The 18,266-nt window shown below is 63.1% G+C and carries 17 protein-coding genes; 10 read left to right on the top strand and 7 right to left on the bottom strand.

Annotation, left to right across the window (positions count from 1 at the left end; genetic code table 11):
- Positions 1 to 4 precede the first annotated feature (4 nt).
- The gene (locus QM694_RS19420; protein ID WP_415008551.1) at positions 5 to 859 is read right to left on the bottom strand and encodes a methylenetetrahydrofolate reductase; all 855 of its coding nucleotides are present in this window, start codon (positions 857 to 859) and stop codon (positions 5 to 7) included.
- Positions 849 to 992: a hypothetical protein gene (locus tag QM694_RS19415; protein WP_415008550.1), complete on the bottom strand. Its 144-nt coding sequence runs from the start codon at positions 990 to 992 to the stop codon at positions 849 to 851. The genes QM694_RS19420 and QM694_RS19415 overlap by 11 nt, the downstream gene beginning before the upstream one ends.
- A 91-nt stretch (positions 993 to 1,083) precedes the next feature.
- On the opposite strand from QM694_RS19415, the gene QM694_RS19410 reads away from it, so the two are divergent.
- On the top strand, positions 1,084 to 2,073 hold the full coding sequence (locus QM694_RS19410) for a GlxA family transcriptional regulator (protein ID WP_415008549.1): 990 nt from the start codon (positions 1,084 to 1,086) through the stop codon (positions 2,071 to 2,073).
- Between the two features lie 178 nt (positions 2,074 to 2,251).
- Here the strand turns inward: QM694_RS19410 and QM694_RS19405 are convergent, their stop codons facing one another.
- From QM694_RS19405 to QM694_RS19395, 3 genes are read right to left on the bottom strand one after another with little or no spacing between them, the layout of a single operon-like run.
- On the bottom strand, positions 2,252 to 3,631 hold the full coding sequence (locus QM694_RS19405; protein WP_415008548.1) for an ATP-binding protein: 1,380 nt from the start codon (positions 3,629 to 3,631) through the stop codon (positions 2,252 to 2,254).
- Positions 3,621 to 4,292, bottom strand: coding sequence for a response regulator transcription factor (locus tag QM694_RS19400; protein ID WP_415008547.1), 672 nt, complete (start codon positions 4,290 to 4,292; stop codon positions 3,621 to 3,623). The genes QM694_RS19405 and QM694_RS19400 overlap by 11 nt, the downstream gene beginning before the upstream one ends.
- 34 nt (positions 4,293 to 4,326) lie before the next feature.
- Complete coding sequence (locus QM694_RS19395; protein ID WP_415008546.1) at positions 4,327 to 4,656, bottom strand: hypothetical protein; 330 nt, start codon at positions 4,654 to 4,656, stop codon at positions 4,327 to 4,329.
- Between the two features lie 223 nt (positions 4,657 to 4,879).
- On the opposite strand from QM694_RS19395, the gene QM694_RS19390 reads away from it, so the two are divergent.
- The 6 genes from QM694_RS19390 to QM694_RS19365 all read left to right on the top strand — a co-directional run bounded on the left by QM694_RS19390 (position 4,880) and on the right by QM694_RS19365 (position 11,283).
- A complete protein-coding gene (locus QM694_RS19390) occupies positions 4,880 to 5,152 on the top strand; it encodes a LysR substrate-binding domain-containing protein (RefSeq protein ID WP_415008668.1) in 273 nt (90 codons plus the stop codon).
- 78 nt (positions 5,153 to 5,230) lie between these two features.
- Positions 5,231 to 5,722 (top strand): formate dehydrogenase subunit gamma, encoded by a 492-nt coding sequence (locus QM694_RS19385; RefSeq protein ID WP_415008545.1) that lies wholly within the window; start codon positions 5,231 to 5,233, stop codon positions 5,720 to 5,722.
- On the top strand, positions 5,719 to 7,272 hold the full coding sequence (locus tag QM694_RS19380; RefSeq protein WP_415008544.1) for a formate dehydrogenase beta subunit: 1,554 nt from the start codon (positions 5,719 to 5,721) through the stop codon (positions 7,270 to 7,272). Before QM694_RS19385 ends, QM694_RS19380 begins: the two co-directional genes overlap by 4 nt.
- Positions 7,273 to 7,285: 13 nt before the next feature.
- Positions 7,286 to 10,171 carry a formate dehydrogenase subunit alpha gene (gene fdhF, locus QM694_RS19375; protein ID WP_415008667.1) on the top strand — a complete coding sequence of 962 codons (2,886 nt, stop codon included), beginning with the start codon at positions 7,286 to 7,288 and terminating at the stop codon, positions 10,169 to 10,171.
- A gap of 103 nt (positions 10,172 to 10,274) precedes the next feature.
- On the top strand, positions 10,275 to 10,982 hold the full coding sequence (gene fdhD, locus QM694_RS19370; protein WP_415008543.1) for a formate dehydrogenase accessory sulfurtransferase FdhD: 708 nt from the start codon (positions 10,275 to 10,277) through the stop codon (positions 10,980 to 10,982).
- Between the two features lie 4 nt (positions 10,983 to 10,986).
- Positions 10,987 to 11,283 (top strand): formate dehydrogenase subunit delta, encoded by a 297-nt coding sequence (locus QM694_RS19365; protein ID WP_415008542.1) that lies wholly within the window; start codon positions 10,987 to 10,989, stop codon positions 11,281 to 11,283.
- A 2-nt stretch (positions 11,284 to 11,285) separates the two neighbouring features.
- On the opposite strand, the gene QM694_RS19360 is transcribed toward QM694_RS19365, so the two are convergent.
- Both QM694_RS19360 and QM694_RS19355 read right to left on the bottom strand, forming a co-directional pair.
- Positions 11,286 to 14,114 (bottom strand): caspase family protein, encoded by a 2,829-nt coding sequence (locus tag QM694_RS19360; protein WP_415008541.1) that lies wholly within the window; start codon positions 14,112 to 14,114, stop codon positions 11,286 to 11,288.
- The gene (locus tag QM694_RS19355; protein WP_415008540.1) at positions 14,111 to 14,578 is read right to left on the bottom strand and encodes a YcgN family cysteine cluster protein; all 468 of its coding nucleotides are present in this window, start codon (positions 14,576 to 14,578) and stop codon (positions 14,111 to 14,113) included. Before QM694_RS19355 ends, QM694_RS19360 begins: the two co-directional genes overlap by 4 nt.
- A gap of 172 nt (positions 14,579 to 14,750) precedes the next feature.
- Between QM694_RS19355 and QM694_RS19350 the strand changes: the two genes are divergently transcribed.
- The 3 genes from QM694_RS19350 to QM694_RS19340 are packed head-to-tail and all read left to right on the top strand — an operon-like array spanning position 14,751 to position 18,261.
- Entirely contained in the window at positions 14,751 to 17,111 is a 2,361-nt protein-coding gene (locus QM694_RS19350; protein ID WP_415008539.1) for a transglycosylase domain-containing protein, read from the top strand.
- Positions 17,112 to 17,119: 8 nt separating this feature from the next.
- Positions 17,120 to 17,671 (top strand): DUF1214 domain-containing protein, encoded by a 552-nt coding sequence (locus QM694_RS19345; RefSeq protein ID WP_415008538.1) that lies wholly within the window; start codon positions 17,120 to 17,122, stop codon positions 17,669 to 17,671.
- The gene (locus QM694_RS19340; RefSeq protein WP_415008537.1) at positions 17,671 to 18,261 is read left to right on the top strand and encodes a hypothetical protein; all 591 of its coding nucleotides are present in this window, start codon (positions 17,671 to 17,673) and stop codon (positions 18,259 to 18,261) included. The genes QM694_RS19345 and QM694_RS19340 overlap by 1 nt, the downstream gene beginning before the upstream one ends.
- The last annotated feature ends 5 nt before the right edge of the window (positions 18,262 to 18,266 follow it).

Raw genomic sequence — 18,266 nt, 5'->3', positions numbered from 1 at the left:
GCTTTTACCCAAGCTTGGGGCTCAGCCAGTCAAACAGCTTGTCGAAGCCGCCGAAGGGATACATGTGCGGGCCTGCCACCTTAAGTTCCGGATGGTTGAAATGCAGGTCCGCGAGGCCCGCCACGAAATCGTCGGGGGTGTTCACGGTCAAAAGCTTGGTGATGTTCATGGCCTGCTTGCGGATGAAGCGGGCGGAATTGCCCACGCCGCACATGGCGGCATATTTCACCAGCGTCTTGATGGTGGCGGGGCCGGGAACGCCCACGTAAATCGGCAGGTCGATGCCCGCAGCACGCAGCGTCCGCGCCCACTCGGCCACGGGGCCTGCCTCGAACAGGAACTGGGTGGCGATAAAGCCCTCGATCCCAGCCGACTTGAGCCAGGCCTGCTTCTGCTTCAGCGCCGCCAGCAGCGCCGCTTCGCCATGAAGTTTTGAAATGTCAGGATTGCCTTCGGGGTGGCCGGCTATGCCGATGCGGGTGATGCCATTGGCCTCGAACACGCCGGTTTCGAGAATCTGGATCGCCGCATCATATTGGCCGATGGGCTGCGGCGCGCCACCGCCCAGCGCCAGCATTTCGGTCACGCCAGCACCGGCCAATGCGGCCACACGGGCTTTGAGGTCGGCCTGGTCGCGCACGAAGCGGGCCGGGATATGCGGCACGGCCACGAAGCCCGCCTGCTTCAACTGTTTCGCCGCGTCGAGCTGGGCCGCCACGTCTGCGGGGTCAATCAGGGCGATGAACACGCGCGTGCCGGGCTTCAGCTTCGCCTGCAGGATCGGCAGCTTTTCGATCTGCTTGCCGGTGATCTCGATGGACATGCGCTGCAGGAAGGCCGAGGTCGGATCAAGGGTCATGGCGGGGGCTGCTGCGCTGGAATTGAAGGGTGCGTTCACGGTGTTTGCTCCACAAGGGATGCCCACACATGCCCGCCCCCACCGCGCAATGCCCGATGGATTGCGACAGCCGCATCACAATTGCGACCGCCATGCAAAGCTCCTGTCGTTTTCCGCGTGCGACATGACGTTAATGGACACAAGCCCAAATATTCGCCATATCAGCGGCAAGGAGCCTTCCAGCCATGTTCGGCGACAAGCCAAAACAATTGCCGCAGCACTTCGCGCTTATCCTGGTGCCGGAGTTCACGATGATGCCGGTTACCTCGGCGATCGAGCCGTTGCGGCTCGCCAACCGGGTTTCGGAAAAGCCCTATTACAAATGGACGATGCATTCTGTGGATGGCAAGCCGGTGGCCGCCTCGAACGGCATTCTCACCATGGTGGATGGCGATCTTTCGGCCATTCCCGACCATGCCACCATCATCATCTGCGCCGGCCTCAATGTGCAGCGCCATGAGGACAAGCGCCTCACCGCCTGGCTGCGCAAGATCGCCCGCAAGGGAACCGACATCGGCGCCGTCTGCACCGGCGCGCATCTTTTGGCGGAAGCGGGATTGCTGGATGGCTACCGCTGCACCATCCACTGGGAAAACCTGCCCGGTTTTTCGGAAGCCTTCCCGGAGATCGACGCCACCGGCGGTCTGTTCGAGATCGACCGCGACCGCTTCACCTCGGCTGGCGGCACCACGGCGCTCGACATGATGCTGACGATGATCGCCAGCCAGCACGGCTCCGATCTCGCTTCGGCGGTGGCGGAAAGCGTTCTCCATTCGCCGATCCGCCATCACAGCGAGCATCAGCGCATGTCGCTGCCCGCCCGCATCGGCGCGCGGCATCCGAAGCTCGTCGGCATCATCGAGGAGATGGAAGACAATCTGGAAGAGCCGCTGTCGCCCAGCCTGCTGGCGAAACAGGCGGGGCTCTCCACGCGCCAGCTTGAGCGGCTGTTCCGCCGCTATCTCGACCGCAGCCCCAAGCGCTATTACCTGGAACTCCGCCTCAAGAAGGCGCGCTCGCTGCTGCTGCAAACGGAAATGTCGGTGATCAACGTGGCGCTGGCCTGCGGCTTCTCAAGCCCGTCGCATTTTTCGAAATGCTACCGCGCCTTTTACGGCCGCACGCCCTACCGCGAACGCGGCATTCCGGTCATCCAGCAGGCTGCGGCGGGATAATCCGGCAAGAGAGCGGGTTCCGAAAAACCCGCTCTCCCGGCAAGTGAAGTCCGCGACCGGGGGTAACCTTACGGACAACACGCAGTCCCGGCGTCCGCAAAGACGCGCACTCCAGATTTTGGATGGACAGCCAATATCTAGTTGCAGTTGACGCGAAAATCAACATACGAACACTATTCTACATTGCAGCGGGTAATTTGATCTGGATTCTCAACCCCTTGGCGGGTGAATCATCAAGGCTCAACATGCCGCTGTACATCTGCGCCGTCTCGGTGACGATCGAGAGGCCCAGTCCAGAGCCTGGCTTCGTCTCGTCCAGCCGCCGCCCGCGCTTCACGGCCTCGGCGCGTTTTTCGGCGGGAAGGCCGGGACCATCGTCATCCACGGTGAGCATCATCCACTGGCGGCCGTCGGCAGACGGCTCCTTTACCGGCTGGGCAGAAACCTCGATGCGCTTCGTTGACCACTTGCAGGCATTGTCCAGCAGATTGCCGGCCATCTCCTCAAGGTCTTGCCGCTCGCCGCGGAATTTCAATCCCGGCGCGCAATCGACGGCAATCTCAACGCCCTTGTCGCGGAAGATACGCTGCAGGGTGCGCGCCAACCCGTCGAGGACCGGTTGCACCTCGGTCACGGCGCCCAAGCCCTGCGCGCGCGCCGCGCGCCGCGCCCGGTCGAGGTAAAGGCTCACCTGGTCGCGCATGACCTGCGCCTGCTCAGTCACCTTCGCCGCAAGCTGGCCCTTGTGCGCATTGGCTTCGTTGGTGAGAACGCTGAGCGGCGTCTTCAGCGCATGGGCGAGATTTCCCACCTGCGTGCGCGCGCGGTCGATGATTTCGGAATTGGACTGGATGAGAAGATTGAGTTCATCCGCGACCGGCTGGATTTCAGTCGGGAACTGCCCTTCGAGCTTTTCCGCCTTGCCCTCGCGGATCGCCGTCAGCCGCTCCTGCAGCACGCGCAAGGGCCGCATGCCAAAGCGCACCTGAACAAATACAGCGGCGAGAAGCCCGAGGCCCAGCAGCACCAGCACGCCGAACAGCGTTTGGCGGAAGGCCGCGATTTCGTCTTTCAACTCATCGAAATTGCCGGCCACCAGAAAGGAAAATTCATTATCGCTGCCCGGCAGCTTGAAGCTCTGCTGTATGGCCCGCAGCTTGGTGCCGTTGGAATCATCGAGATTGAATGCGGCAATGCCGTCCTTGTCGCGGGTCTTCAGCAGCGATGGATCAGGCTTTAACCGCTGTTCGAGCAGCGAGTCGGATGCGAGATCAGTCAGGCCCTTGCCGGGCGGCGGCTCCACTTCCCAATACCAGCCCGAAAGCGGCAGGCTGAATCGCGTGTCAGCCAGCTGCGTTGTGAGTTCGGGCGATCCCTTGTCGTCGAGATCGACATTGGCCAGCAGGCCGTCCATCACGGCGCGCAGGCGCTGGTCGAAATTGCGCTCCAACGCCGCCTGGAACAATCCGCCCAGCAGAATGGCGGCGGCGGCCAGCAGCACGAGGCTGACGAGGGCAGAGGAAAGAAGAAGGCGAAGGGAGAGTGAGTTAGCCCGCATTGTCCGGCTCGGACACGCAATAGCCCATGCCGCGGATGGTGTGGAGCACGTCGACGCCGAGCTTCTTTCTCAGGCGGCCCACGAAGACTTCAATGGTGTTGGAGTCGCGGTCGAAGTCCTGGTCATAAAGATGCTCGACCAGTTCGGTACGCGACACCACCTTGCCTTTATGGTGCATGAGATAGGAGAGCAGCCGGAACTCAAGAGACGTAAGCTTGATCGCCGTGCCGTCGACCGTCACGCGCGCGCTTTTGGTGTCGAGCAGCAAGGGCCCGCAGGCCAGTTCGCTGGTGGCATGGCCGGCACTCCGCCGAAGCAGCGCCCGCAGGCGCGCCAGCACTTCTTCCATGTGGAAGGGCTTGGCCACGTAGTCGTCAGCGCCGGCATCGAAGCCCGCCACCTTGTCGCTCCAGCGGTCGCGGGCGGTCAGGATCAGCACCGGCATTTTCTTGCCGGCGCGCCGCCATTTTTCCAGAACGCTCACGCCGTCCAAAACAGGAAGGCCCAGATCGAGGATCACACCGTCATACGGTTCCGTCTCGCCAAGGTAGTGGCCCTCTTCGCCGTCCGAGGCCTTGTCGACGACATAGCCCGCATCCTGAAGGGCAGAGACCAATTGACGGTTGAGATCGGGATCGTCCTCGACGACGAGCAGGCGCATGTCAGGTTCCTGTCAAAGCGGATAAGGGCCGTGGTCAGGGCGATACGGCACCCGTCGCCCCATCCACCCTGATCTGGCGCACAGTAGCACCGTCCTTGACCTTGACAACATAGCCAGCGCCGCGCGGCGCCACATTCAGGATCTGAACCTGCGGCATGATTTGCTTTATGTTCCGCAGTGCCATGGAGGGTGGAATGATGCGAACCGTCGGCGGTGCGACACGGACCGTCGGCACCGGTGCAACCTTCACCGTGGGGGCTACCCTGACGGTCGGCACCATGATTTTTACTTGCGCAAGGGCGGGACCGGCGGCCAAAACGGCAGCAGTCGCGGCAATCGCAACGGCACGGCACAGCTTAAGCACGGGCTCCGGTCTCCTTTCTGCCGTCCGTTCTAGCCGCCGTTAACTGAATGGCGGATGAACGGGAATGTGACTTCCGTCACAGACTAGAAAATCAGCACCCGGCACAGGGAATTCAACCCTTGCCCGACGCTTTCTTCACCCCCTCAGGAAAGACCAGGCCCGCCACCTTTTCCAGTGACCGGCCGCCGATGTAACCCCCCATTCCGATTGACAGAACCGCCGGATTGTCGACCGTGCCTTCCTCTCCGCCCAGGCCCACCCCTCGCCCCGGCTTGAGACGAATTCGATCATGAATCTCTTCGCCTCGGTGCGTTCGATGGGGCTGGCCAGCATCATGCCGGAGAATTTCCTCAATGTTTTGGGGCCGATGCAGGGAATCCTCGCCGTGCCGCTGGTGGAACCGCACGTGCAGCACACGGTCGGCCTGGTGGCGATCAGCCGCGAGCCGCTGTCGCCCCTCATCACGGCGCTGTTCGCGGCAGCAAAGAACTTTTGAACGATTCCATCATTCGTGCCTATCATCCCATAGGCCGGGGCGATTGGCGTTCCGCCATATTTTCGGGCATAAAACCGCATGACCGGAAAAACCACTTTGATCAATGCCTTGCCTCCCGCCGCGCAGGCGGCCACGGCAATGGCCCAGCGTCACGGCAACCGGCCCGACGCGCTCCTCGAAATTCTGCATGACCTGCAGCATGAGGAAGGCTTCATCGCCGAAGCCGCCCTCCCCGCGCTTGCCAAGGCGCTGAACCTGTCGCGGGCGGAAGTCCATGGCGTCGTTACCTTTTATCACGAGTTCCGCCGCGCTCCGGCGGGCCGCCATGTGGTGAAGGTCTGCCGCGCCGAAGCCTGCCAGTCGATGGGCGGCCGGGCGCTTGAGGCGGCGATCCGCAAGAGCTTGCAGATCGGCTTCGGCGAAACCACCTCTGATGGCGCGATCACGCTGGAGGCGGTCTATTGCCTCGGCAATTGCGCGCTCTCGCCCGCCATCATGGTGGATGAGAAGCTCATTGGCCGCGTCGATGCGCGGAAGTTCGAAGCGATCGCCACGGAGCTCCGGGCATGATCAAGGTCTATGTCCCCCGCGATTCCGCCGCCCGCTCGATGGGCGCGGATGAGGTTGCCGCCGCCATCGCCACCGAGGCGGTGCTGCGGAAGATCGGCGTCGAGATTATCCGCAACGGTTCGCGCGGCCTCCTGTGGCTTGAGCCGATGGTCGAGGTGGAAACGCCCCGGGGCCGTGTGGCTTATGGGCCGGTGCAGGTGTCCGATGTCGCGTCGCTGTTCGCGGCGAAGTTCCATGAAGGCGCCAATCATCCGCTGGCGCTGGGGCTGATCGAGGATCATCCCTATCTCAAGAACCAGGAGCGCCTCACCTTCGCGCGCTGCGGCATCACCGATCCGGTGTCCGTCGTCGATTATACCGCACACGGAGGATTTGACGGGCTCAGGAAAGCGCTCACGCTTGAAGGCACGGCCATCGTGGCGGAGGTTTCGGAGTCGGGCCTGCGCGGGCGCGGCGGGGCGGGCTTTCCCACCGGCATCAAGTGGAAGACCGTCCACGACGCCAGGGCCGAACAGAAATATGTCTGCTGCAATGCCGATGAGGGCGACAGCGGCACTTTCGCCGACCGCATGGTGATGGAGGGCGATCCCCTCATGCTCATCGAGGGCATGACCATCGCCGGCATCGCCACCGGGGCCCCCAAAGGTTTCGTCTATATCCGCTCGGAATATCCGGATGCCATCGCCGCCATGAAGCAGGCGATCAGGGCGGCGGAAGCAGCAAACTGGCTGGGACGGAATATTCAGAGTACCGATAAATCCTTCACGCTCGAAGTCCGGCGGGGGGCTGGCGCCTATATCTGCGGCGAAGAGACGGCGATGCTCGAAAGCCTCGAAGGCCGCCGCGGCATGGTGCGCCCCAAGCCGCCCATCCCGGCGCTCAACGGCCTGTTCGGCAAGCCCACCGTCATCAACAATGTGCTGAGCTTCGCCGCCGTGCCCTATATTCTCAGCAAAGGCGCTGCGGCCTACAAGAACTACGGCATGGGCCGCTCGCGCGGCACGCTGCCTTTCCAGCTTGCCGGAAACATCAAGCATGGCGGCCTCGTCGAAAAGGCCTTCGGCGTAACGCTCCGTGAACTGATCGATGTCTATGGCGGCGGCACCTTCAGCGGCCGCCCGGCGCGCGCTGTGCAGGTGGGCGGTCCCTTGGGATCCTACGTTCCCGCCTCGCAATTCGACATGCCCATGGATTACGAAACCTTCGCGGCAGCGGGCGCGATGGTGGGCCACGGCGGCATGGTGGTGTTCGACGATACCGTCGACATGGCCCAGCAGGCCCGTTTCGCCATGGAATTCTGCACGATCGAATCCTGCGGCAAGTGCACGCCCTGCCGCATCGGCTCGACGCGCGGCGTCGAGGTGATCGACCGCATCATCTCAGGCCAGGAGCGCGAGGAGAATCTCGAAATCCTCTCCGATCTCTGCCAGACCATGACCGACGGGTCGCTCTGCGCCATGGGGGGCCTGACCCCCATGCCGGTCATGAGTGCCGTCCGGCACTTCCCTGAAGATTTCGACCGGCCAGCCAAACTGCAAGCTGCGGAGTGACGCCATGAAGCCCATGACCCTCATCAAGGAAACCGACTTCGGAACGCCAGCCGTTGCCTCGCCCAATATGGTGACGCTGGAGATCGACGGCCACGCCGTCACGGTGCCCGAAGGCACGTCCATCATGCGCGCCGCCATGGAGCTTGGCACCAAGATCCCCAAGCTCTGCGCCACGGACTCGCTCAACAGCTTCGGTTCCTGCCGCCTCTGCCTCGTCGAGATCGAGGGCCGCAAGGGCACGCCCGCCTCCTGCACCACGCCCGTCGCTCCCGGCATAAAAGTCCGTACACAGACGGACCGGCTGGCCAAGCTCCGCAAGGGCGTGATGGAGCTTTATATCTCCGATCATCCGCTGGACTGCCTCACCTGCGCCGCCAATGGCGATTGCGAACTGCAGGACATGGCGGGCGCCGTGGGCCTGCGTGAAGTGCGCTATGGCTATGAGGGCGACAATCACGTCTTCGCCCGCAAGAGCGATGGCGAGGAGAATTTCCGCTTCAAGGCGAAAGATCAGTCGAACCCCTATTTCACCTTCGATCCCGCCAAGTGCATCGTCTGCTCGCGCTGCGTCCGCGCCTGCGAGGAAGTGCAGGGCACCTTCGCGCTCACCATCGACGGGCGCGGCTTCGCCTCCCACGTCTCGGCCGGCATGGACGAGAATTTCCTCAATTCCGAATGCGTCTCCTGCGGCGCCTGCGTTCAGGCCTGCCCCACCGCCACGCTCACCGAGAAGTCGGTCATCAAGCTGGGCCAGCCCGAACATTCGCTGGTCACCACCTGCGCCTATTGCGGCGTCGGCTGTTCCTTCAAGGCCGAGATGAAGGGCGATGAAGTCGTCCGCATGGTGCCCTACAAGGACGGCGGTGCCAATGAGGGCCATTCCTGCGTGAAGGGCCGCTTCGCCTGGGGCTACGCTACCCACAAGGACCGCATTACCAAGCCGATGCTCCGTGAACGGATCACCGATCCGTGGCGCGAAGTGTCGTGGGACGAGGCGATTTCTTTCACCGCGAAGAAGTTCACCGACATCCAGAAGAAATATGGCCGCACCTCGATCGGCGGCATCACCTCCTCCCGCTGCACCAATGAGGAAGTTTATGTGGTGCAGAAGATGATCCGCGCGGCGTTCAAGAACAACAATACCGATACCTGCGCCCGCGTCTGCCATTCGCCCACCGGCTACGGCCTCTCCAAGACTTTCGGCACCTCGGCTGGCACGCAGGATTTCAAGTCGGTCGCCGAGTCCGATGTCATCATGGTCATTGGCGCCAATCCGACGGACGGCCATCCCGTCTTCGCCTCGCGCATGAAGAAGCGTCTGAGGGCCGGTGCGAAGCTGATTGTCGTCGATCCGCGCCGCACCGACATGGTGCGCTCGCCCCACATCAAGGCCGACTATCACCTGCCGCTTCTGCCCGGCACGAATGTCGCGGTCATGAATGCGCTCTCGCATGTGATCCTCACCGAAGGGCTCGAGAACCGCGCCTATATCAACGAGCGCTGCGACACCATGGAGTTCGCGCGCTGGGAAGCCTTCATCAAGGACAAGAAGAATTCGCCCGAGGCGCTGGAGAGCGTCTCCGGCGTTCCCGCCGCCGATGTCCGCGCCGCCGCGCGCCTCTTCGCCACCGGCGGCAATGGCGCAATTTATTATGGCCTGGGCGTCACCGAGCACAGCCAGGGTTCCACCATGGTGATGGCGATGGCCAACCTCGCCATGGCCACCGGCAACGTCGGCCGCAATGGCGTGGGCGTCAATCCGCTCCGTGGACAGAACAATGTTCAGGGCTCCTGCGACATGGGCTCCTTCCCGCATGAGTTCCCCGGCTACCGCCATGTGAGCGACGACGCGGTGCGCCAGATGTTCGAGCAAGTATGGCAGACCTCGCTCGACTCCGAGCCCGGCCTCCGCATTCCCAACATGTTCAACGCCGCCGTCGAAGGCACATTCAAGGGCATGTTCGTGCAGGGCGAGGATATTGCCCAGTCCGATCCCAACACCAAGCATGTGAACGCGGCTCTTGAGTCTCTCGAATGCCTGGTGGTGCAGGATCTGTTCCTGAACGAAACCGCCGCCTTCGCCCATGTGTTCCTGCCCGGCACCTCCTTCCTCGAGAAGGACGGCACCTTCACCAATGCCGAGCGCCGGATCAACCGCGTGCGCATGGTCAAGGCTCCAATGCAGGGCAAGCATGAATGGCAGGCGGTGTGCGAGATCGCCACCGCCATGGGCTATCCCATGAGCTACACTGATCCCTCCGAGATCATGGACGAGATCGCCCATGTCACGCCCACCTTTGCGGGCGTCTCCTTCGCCAAGATCGAGGAGATGGGTTCCGTCCAGTGGCCGTGCAACGAGAAGGCTCCGAACGGCACGCCGCTCATGCATGTAAACGGCTTCGTGCGCGGCAAGGGCCGCTTCATGATCACCGAATTCGTGCCCACGCCCGAGCGCACCAACCGCTCCTTCCCGCTCATCCTCACGACGGGCCGCATCCTCTCGCAATATAATGTCGGCGCGCAGACGCGGCGCACCGGCAACGTGGCCTGGCACCCGGAGGACGTTCTGGAAATCCATCCGCATGACGCGGAGCTGCGCGGCATCCGCGACGGGCAGATGGTGTCACTCGCCAGCCGCATCGGCGCCACCTCGCTCAGGGCGATCATTTCAGACCGCATGCCTCAGGGCGTCGTCTACACGACCTTCCACCACCCGGTGACGGGCGCCAATGTCATCACCACGGATAACTCCGACTGGGCCACCAACTGCCCTGAATACAAGGTGACGGCGGTGCAGGTTACGCTCTCCAACATGCAGTCGGAGTGGCAGAAGGAGTGGGAGGCCCGCGAGGACGGGAACAAGCGCATCGCGGTGAAACCCCTTGTCGCGGCGGAGTAACACCGCCGCTTCCCCTCATGCCCCGCGGGAGGAAGAGAGAGGTTCCAGCTTAGCCCGCGGAACTCTGTACACGGAGCATGGGCCGGAGTGCGTCTCGTGGCAGGTGCCGGAAGAAACGCCGGTGGCGATCCAGTTCAATTCGAAGCCCTATGCGGTGATGATGGCGACGCCCGCCGATCTCGAGGATTTCGCGGTTGGCTTCGCGCTGGCCGAGGGCATCATCTCCCGCGCATCCGATATTCGCGGCGTGCTGGCGCTTCCCACCGATGACGGCATTGCCGCCGATATTGCGGTTGACGAGGCTCGCCTCAATCAGGACCGCATGGTCAGGCGCAGCCTCGAAGGCCGCACCGGCTGCGGGCTCTGTGGCGTGGAAGATATCGGCGACGCCATCCGCATGCCCGGCGCCCGCGTTCCCGATGTGGACTTCCAAGCAGAGGCCATCGCGCGCGCCTTCGCCGCGCTCCCCGGCCGCCAGCCGATCAACGCCGTCAACCGCAGCGTCCATGCCGCCGCCTGGTGCTCCGTGGACGGATCAATTCAGCTTGTGCGCGAGGACGTGGGCCGCCACAATGCGCTGGACAAGCTGATCGGCGCCATGGCGCGGGGCGGCATCAACCCGCGTTCCGGCTTCGTGGCGATGTCCAGCCGCTGTTCATTCGAACTGGTGCAGAAATGCGCGCTCGCCGGCATTGGCGCACTGGCAACTGTTTCTGCGCCCACCGCACTTGCGCTCACGCTGGCGCGCATCGCCCATCTCAAACTTGCCGCCCGCGCGCCGCGCGGCGTGATGATCTTCGACAAGGATTGATCCCATGGAAGTTTCCGACATGGTCCGCATGGCCAACCAGATCGCCGCCTTCTTCCAGAGCTATCCGCACGAGGAGGCGGTGAAGGAAGTGGCCGATCACATCAACCGCTTCTGGGAGCCGCGCATGCGCGTCGCCTTCCTCGATTACATTGCGGCGGGCGGCAAGGGGCTGGATCAGCTCGTCAAGGATTCGGCCTCCCTGGTGCGCGAGCCGAAAATCCGCCCCACCGCCAAGACCGGCACCGCGCACGCCCATTCCGGCGGCCAGCTTGAGGACGGATTGGAGACCGCCGACGCCTGATGTCACTTGAAAATGGTGAGCGCCTGCGCGGCGGTGTTGCGCATCTGGGTGATCATCAGCTTGTCCATGAAGCTGCCGTACTGCTGATAGACCGCGATGGATTTATCGTAACTGGCGAGCGCCTGCTCCACCTCGGCCTTCACCATATGCTTGGTGCCCAGCATGAACTGGATGGTGGCGACATCTTTCATCGCGGAAGCCCAGTCGAGGGGCGCCTTCTCCTTTGACGTCGCATCGAGCACCTGCAGCAGGACCACTTCCGCCTCCTTCATCGAGGCGTCGCCCTTTTCAAAAATCCCCTTGCCCTGAAGCGTTGTCGCGAGACCGGCGGAGGATGAGCGCCACTGGTCGGGGAACTTGTCGCGCGTATAGACCTCAAGCGTGGCGCGATAGGCGGCCACGGCTTCATCCGCCATCTTGATATCGCCCTTCGAGGTCGCGAGCGCCGAGGTGGTGGAGGCGAGAAGCGCCTGCGTTTCCGCCCATTGCACGGCGTTCACCTCGCGCGAGCGCACGGTGAGCGCACCGCGATATGCCTCCGCCGCCTGTTCCGTCAGCGCCTCGTCGCGGTTCATGCTGCCCACCACCTGCAGCGCCAGCCCGTAGGAATTCATGGTGCGGGCCCAGAAATCGGGAACCCGTTCCTTGGTCATTTCCTCGAAGGCCAGCTTGAACACCGGAATGGCCTTGGCGATCTGATTGATGTCACCGCTCATCGCCCCCTTGTTGGTCATGGCGATGGCGAGGCTCGCCTGCGCCTGCGCCCAGTCGAGCGGGAAGGTCTTGCGGTCGAACACCTCCAGGCATTGCGTGTAGGCGGCAATCGCCTTCTCGATCAGTGACACGTCATGGGCATTGGCCCCCTGCACGCGATAGGCGATGCCGAGATTGAATTTGGCCTTGGCCCACAGTACCGGGCTTTGGGCGCGCGTCAAAACGGTCAGCGCCTCCTCGATCTCCGCCGCCGCCCCCTTGATGCCGCTCACATCGCCGCTGCGCGAGGCCATATCGAAATCGAGGCTGGCGAGATTGACAGTGGCCTGCGCCCACGAAAGCGGGTCGGCGTCTCGGCCACGCGCAGCGATCGAGGCGAGGAAGGCGGTCCGCGATTGCGCGAAGAGATCCGCGTCATTGCGGCGGAGCGCCAGATCATGCAGTGCAATGCCGAGATTGGATTGCGTGATGGCGATGCCTTCCTGCCCGTCCAACCCGCCGCCGGGCGCGAGGATGTCGCGGTAGATCGCCACCGCCCTATCGAGATCGTCCGTACCCGTCCCAATTTCACCGATCCGCAGATAGGTGTTGGCGAGGTTGTTCTGCGTCTTCGCCCATTGGATGCGCTGGCCTTCGGGCGGAACCTCGCGATAGACGAGCTGATAGAGCGTCACGGCGGCATGAAGCGACTCCGTATCGCCTTTCTGGGTGCCGTGGGATTGCAGCGCATCGGCCTGCCGGGTCAGATACTTCGCAGCCAGCAGCGGGTCTTCATTCTTCACCCAGTCGAAGGCGGCGTTGTAGTCCTTGGCGGCGGCGAGAAAGTCGAAATCGAGTTCGGCGGCGGCGGCGCTCTTGTCCATCACTTCGGCATTGGCGATCTTCTTGGCCTTGAGCTTCGCCTCCACCGTCTCGATGGTGGCGCGGCCCTGCTCGATATGGGCCTTGGCCTGTTCGAGGAACTTGCGCGCCGTCTCGATGGCTCCTTCCTTCAGCGCCTGATCGGAAGCTGAGACGAGCTTCGCCAGTTCCGGATCATCCGTGGACAGAGCATTCTGCTCGCCCACCATGTCCTTGAGGCGGGCGGCCTGCGCCTTCAGCAGCGCATCGAGCTGGGCCGGGTCTTTCGGAAGGTCCTTCTCGCCCAGCGCCTTCAGCACGCCATAAAGCGTATCGAGCGGCACGCCGCCGGATTTGGCGATGTCCTCCACCTTCTTGCGCTCGGCGTCGGGCAAATCGGAAATCGTCAGCAGCAGCTTGCGGCGCTCACCGGTGATCTGGCCTTCCGGGCTGTCGTCCTCCTGCCCGGGTGCGCCGAAGAAGAGCTGCTTCCGCAGGCTCTCGTTCACCCATGGCCGCTGCTTCGTGCCGGTCTTGAGATAGACTTCCTCCGTCACCATGCGCATGACCAGCCCGAACTCCTGGCCCTGAAGGGCCGAGAGGTGGCGGAGGATCGCCGCCGCATAGGGGCTGTTCTCGCCGGGCGCGCCATCGAGCGCCGGCTGGCCCGGCTCCGCGGCATAGCCGATGAGCGTTCCCAGCGTTTCGCTGGAGTCGCTTCCAACCGGCGCGAAGCCGCGCGGCGTGCCCAGCCCTCCGGCTGCCACTTCCACGGGCTTTCCATCCTTCTTCGCCAGAGCGCCCGGCGGGAAGGGATTGGAGCGGCAGGCATCGACAAGGAAGATGGTGACCGGCACGGTGGATTTGAGTTCGTCCAGCGTGGCGCTCAGGGGCACCAGTGTCTTCTCCACATCTTCGAGCGAAGAGACATCCGCATCGATGGGCACCAGCCAGTTGTCGCCGCCCGCCTCGATGCCGTGGCCGGAATAATAGACCAGCGCTACATCAGCCCCTTCGGCATCCTCGCTGAAGCGTTCGAGATCGCGCTTCAGCTTCTTTCCATCCCGGTCGCTGACGGCGGTGACCTCAAAGCCCAGTTTCTCCAGCAGGTCGCCGATCGATTTGGCGTCATTGGCAGGATTGGGCAGGGCGGGAAGATGGCTGTATTTCGACTGGCCGATGACCAGCGCCACGCCTTTCAGCGCCTTGGCCTCCTCCGCATGGGCGGGAAAGGCCGCTGCGCACCAGAGCAGCAGGGAGATCAGCAGGTATTTCATCGGTTCAGTTTGCGCCGTGCCTTCGGAAGCCGCCAGATGTGGTCAAGAAGATCGTCAACACTAAGGCCTTCCTCTGAATAGGCCTCGCCCGCTACGCTGATCCCGGCTTCCGTCACCGTCTCGGCCCGGCCCGAAACCAGCGGATGCCACCATGGCAGGGATTTTCCTTCCGACAGCAGGCGGTAGGCGCAGGTATTGGGAAGCCAGCCCAGTTCCGGAACATTCTTCGGGGTCAAGGTGACGCAGTCCGGCACGATCCGCGAGCGGTTGGGATAATCCGTGCAGCGGCAGGTCTTGAGATCCAGCAATTTGCAGGCGGCGCGGGTATAGAGAAATTCGCCGCTATCCTCGTCTTCCAGCTTGTTCAGGCAGCAGCGGCCGCAGCCATCGCAGAGGGATTCCCACTCCGCGCGGTCCATTTCGGCCAGGGTTTTCGTCTTCCAGAACGGCTGTTCAGCGGGCATTTCCGGTTAAGGACCGCAAAGGAGGCACCCTTGTCAACGCCCCCGTTAACGGCGGCGAAAGCATTCACTGGAACCCTCCGGCATTTGTCTCTAATTTGATGGACCGGAAACGGGTTGGGAAAGGCGCTGGCGGCTGGCGCGCTTTCGACACATTCGTTTCCTAGCTGTCATCTTGCGTAGAGTATCCGGTCAGCCTGTGGCGAAAGAGCAGTTCCAGAACGATGTCACACGTTCCCTGTGGAAGATGGATGGCGCCATCAGTTCCGCGGTGTTCGAGTCATGGCAGACGCTGAAAGGCTGGGGCTCCGCCTATTCTTCTTTTCTTTACCGCTTCAAGGTCACCGGCCTCAAACGTCTGGTCGTCGATCTCCTGGATGACGGCGCGACCTTTGGCACCGTCATTGCCTTCGGGCTGCTGGCCTATGCGCTGCCACCCTTCTCCGGCACGGGGGACGTGTGGAACCGCGGCCGCGAATATGCGGTCACCTTCACTGACGCCAATGGCGAGATCATCGGGCGGCGCGGCATCCGGCAGGACGATGCGATTTCGCTGGACGAGATTCCGCCGCACCTCATCAAGGCGGTGCTGGCCACCGAGGACGCCCGCTTCTTCGATCATTTCGGCGTGGATGTGATTGGCACGCTCAGGGCCATCGTTCACAATGCGCGGGGCGACGGCAGCCTGCAGGGCGGCTCCTCCCTCACCCAGCAGGTGGCGAAGAACCTGTTCCTCTCGCCCGAGCGCACCATCCGCCGCAAGGTGAATGAAGCCTTCCTCGCCATGTGGATCGAGGCGCGGCTGTCCAAGCAGCAGATCCTGAAACTCTATCTCGACCGCTCTTATCTCGGCGGCGGCAACTATGGCGTCGAAGCGGCCTCACAATATTACTTTGGCAAATCGGTGCGCGATGTCACGCTGCCCGAGGCGGCGATCCTCGCCGGGCTGTTCAAGGCGCCGACCAAATATGCGCCCCACGCCAATATCGAGGAGGCGCGGGCAAGGGCCAATGTCGTCCTCTCGCGCATGCTCTCCGCAGGCTTCATCACGCAAGGCGAGCTGCTGCAGGCGCAACGGGCGCAGGTTTCGATCGTCAGCCAGAAGATCACCGACAGCCCGGACTGGTTTCTCGACAAGGCCTATCGCGACACGCTGGACATCGTCGACGCCAATCATCTGAACAGCGACTATGTGCTGGAGGTCAAGACCACCATCGACATGAAGCTGCAGACGGCGGCGCAAAAGATCATCAATGACGTGATCGACACGCAGGGCGAGCAGTATCACATCACCCAGGGTGCGGCCGTCACCATGACGCCGGGCGGCGCCATCAAGGCCATCGTCGGCGGCCGCGATTACGAGGCCAGCCAGTTCAACCGCGCCGTGAGCGCGCTGCGACAAACCGGATCGGCGTTCAAGCCCTTCGTCTATCTCACCGCGCTGATGGAAGGCATGAAGCCCACCGACATGGTTTTCGACGGGCCGGTGTCGATCGGAAACTGGTCTCCCGGAAATTACGGTGACAAATATGCGGGCCGCATCACGCTCGCCAATGCGCTGGCGCATTCCTATAATTCCGTCACGGTGCGGCTGCTGCTCGGCCTCGGCCATCCCTCGATCAAGGCCGGGCTTTCCAAGATCATCGACACGGCCCATCGCGCCGGCATCAAGGGCGAACTCGATACCTGGGCGCCGATGGTTCTGGGCACCAGCTCGCTCGCTCTTGTTGACTTAACCACGGGCTACGCCACCCTGGCCTCAGGCGGCAAACTGGCCGAGCCCTATACGGTGACGGAAATCCGCCGCGCCAATGGCGATCTCATTTACAAGCGCGATGACGCAGGCTTCGCACCGCCGCAGGTGCTGCCGGAAGACAAAGTCGCAGATCTCAATTCGATGCTCATGGGCGTCGTAAAAGCAGGCACCGCGAAAAAGGCCGACCTTGGCTTTGCCCCGCAGGGCGGCAAGACAGGCACCAACACGAATTACCGCGATGCGTGGTTCATGGGCTTCACGGCGCATAACGTCACAGGCGTGTGGTTCGGCAATGACGATTCCACGCCGATGAAGGAAGTGACCGGCGGCCTGATCCCCGCTCCCACCTGGAAACGCATCATGCTGGTGGCGGAAGATGGCGAGAAGCCGGAAGGCCTGCCCGGCATCCCGCTTGATGATAGCTACACGCAGGTGGCCTCCGCCACGCCCGCCGATGATCAGGATACGGATGAAACGGACCAGGCCTCGGCGGATGCCATTCCGGCGCAGGCCGATTCAGGCGGTGACGTGAACCAGGTTCTGAACGGCATGTTCAGCCTGTTCGATGAAACGCCGCCGCCGCCCAAGACCAAGCCTGCCAAGCCCGCCGCGCCCAAGGTTGCGCAGAACAAGCCCCCCACGCTGGTGCTGCCGAAGGCCAACACGGACCAGTCCGAATCGCGCAAGCAATCGTTCTTCGAGTCCATCTTCGGCGGCCTTGACGGTGGCGACCGCCCGAAGAAAAAGAAGAACAAGAAGCCGCTGTTCAGCTTCTATTAGGATCAGGGATGAGGCGCACTTTCGGAGGCCCGATCATTGTCGCACTCGGCGCGCTCGCGGGACTGGCGAGTGCGGGGGCGGCGATCACCTTCCTGGGCGTTGAACCGGCGGTCAAGGGCGGCCCGTGGGACTATCGCGACATCGCCCCCACCGACAAGGCGTCGCCTTATACGCTTGGCCATTATCTGATCGGCGGGCGCGTGCCGCCCGCTTCCGGCCAGATGCGGGAGTTGCAGGCGACGCGCGACAATTCAGGCAATACGCTCGACGGCGACTGCGATTTCATTCTTGAGGCGAAGCAGGCTCCAACCCTGTGGTGGAGCATCGCCGCCACGTCCGGGCCGGCGCGTGATCCGCGCGGCGTCATCTCATCCGACACAGCCGTGGCGGAAGCTGATGGGCGCGTGGTGATCACCGTCTCCCGCCTGCCGCAGACCGGCAACTGGCTCCGGCCACCATCAGGTTCGGACTATACGCTGCTCTATACGATCGCCACGCCATCGGCCGCTTCGTCCACGGCGGCCCTGCCACTCTTCACCATCACCAAGGGTGGGTGCTGATGGGAAAGCTTTACTGGATCGCCGCCGCCTTCTTCGCCGCCCTTGCCACCCATGCCGCGTTTGTACTCGCGGTTCCGGCCTATACGCTCGACAGGTCGCTGGCGGGCGTTCTCGAACATGCGGGCGCCAATCATTTCGTGGTTCTGAAGCCGGAGGATCAGCAGCGGCTGTTTCCCGGCTATCCCTCCAATTCCGTTGCAGGCATTTGTGCCTTCGATGTTTCGAAGGCGGATGTCAAATTCACCGCCGATATGGCGCCCGGCTATTGGACGCTGACGATCTATTCGCGTTCGGGACAGGTGCTCTACGCGCTCAACGATACGCAGGCCGGTTCAGGGCAGTTCACGGTGAAGCTCAAGCGTGCGCCGGGATTGATCGAGATGCTGACCCAGCCGGGTTCCGATGACGCGATTGCCGAAGCGGGATGGAATGTCGATACGCCGGAGCCGCGCGGCATCGCCGTACTCTGGCAGCCGGCCAGCGATCCGGCGGAACGGGCAGGAATTCAGCGTGGTCTCTCAAAGACCACCTGCGCGCCCATGCCGCCCAAGGTTTCGGTCAGCGCGCCTTCCGCGGCGAAGAAGGCGTAAGGCGC

Origin of the sequence: Aestuariivirga sp., assembly GCF_047602625.1 — a bacterium.
Taxonomy (GTDB): Bacteria; Pseudomonadota; Alphaproteobacteria; order Rhizobiales; family Aestuariivirgaceae; genus Aestuariivirga.
The sequence above is the reverse complement of the archived record's forward strand: the minus strand, read 5'-3'. Positions and strand labels throughout refer to the sequence as shown.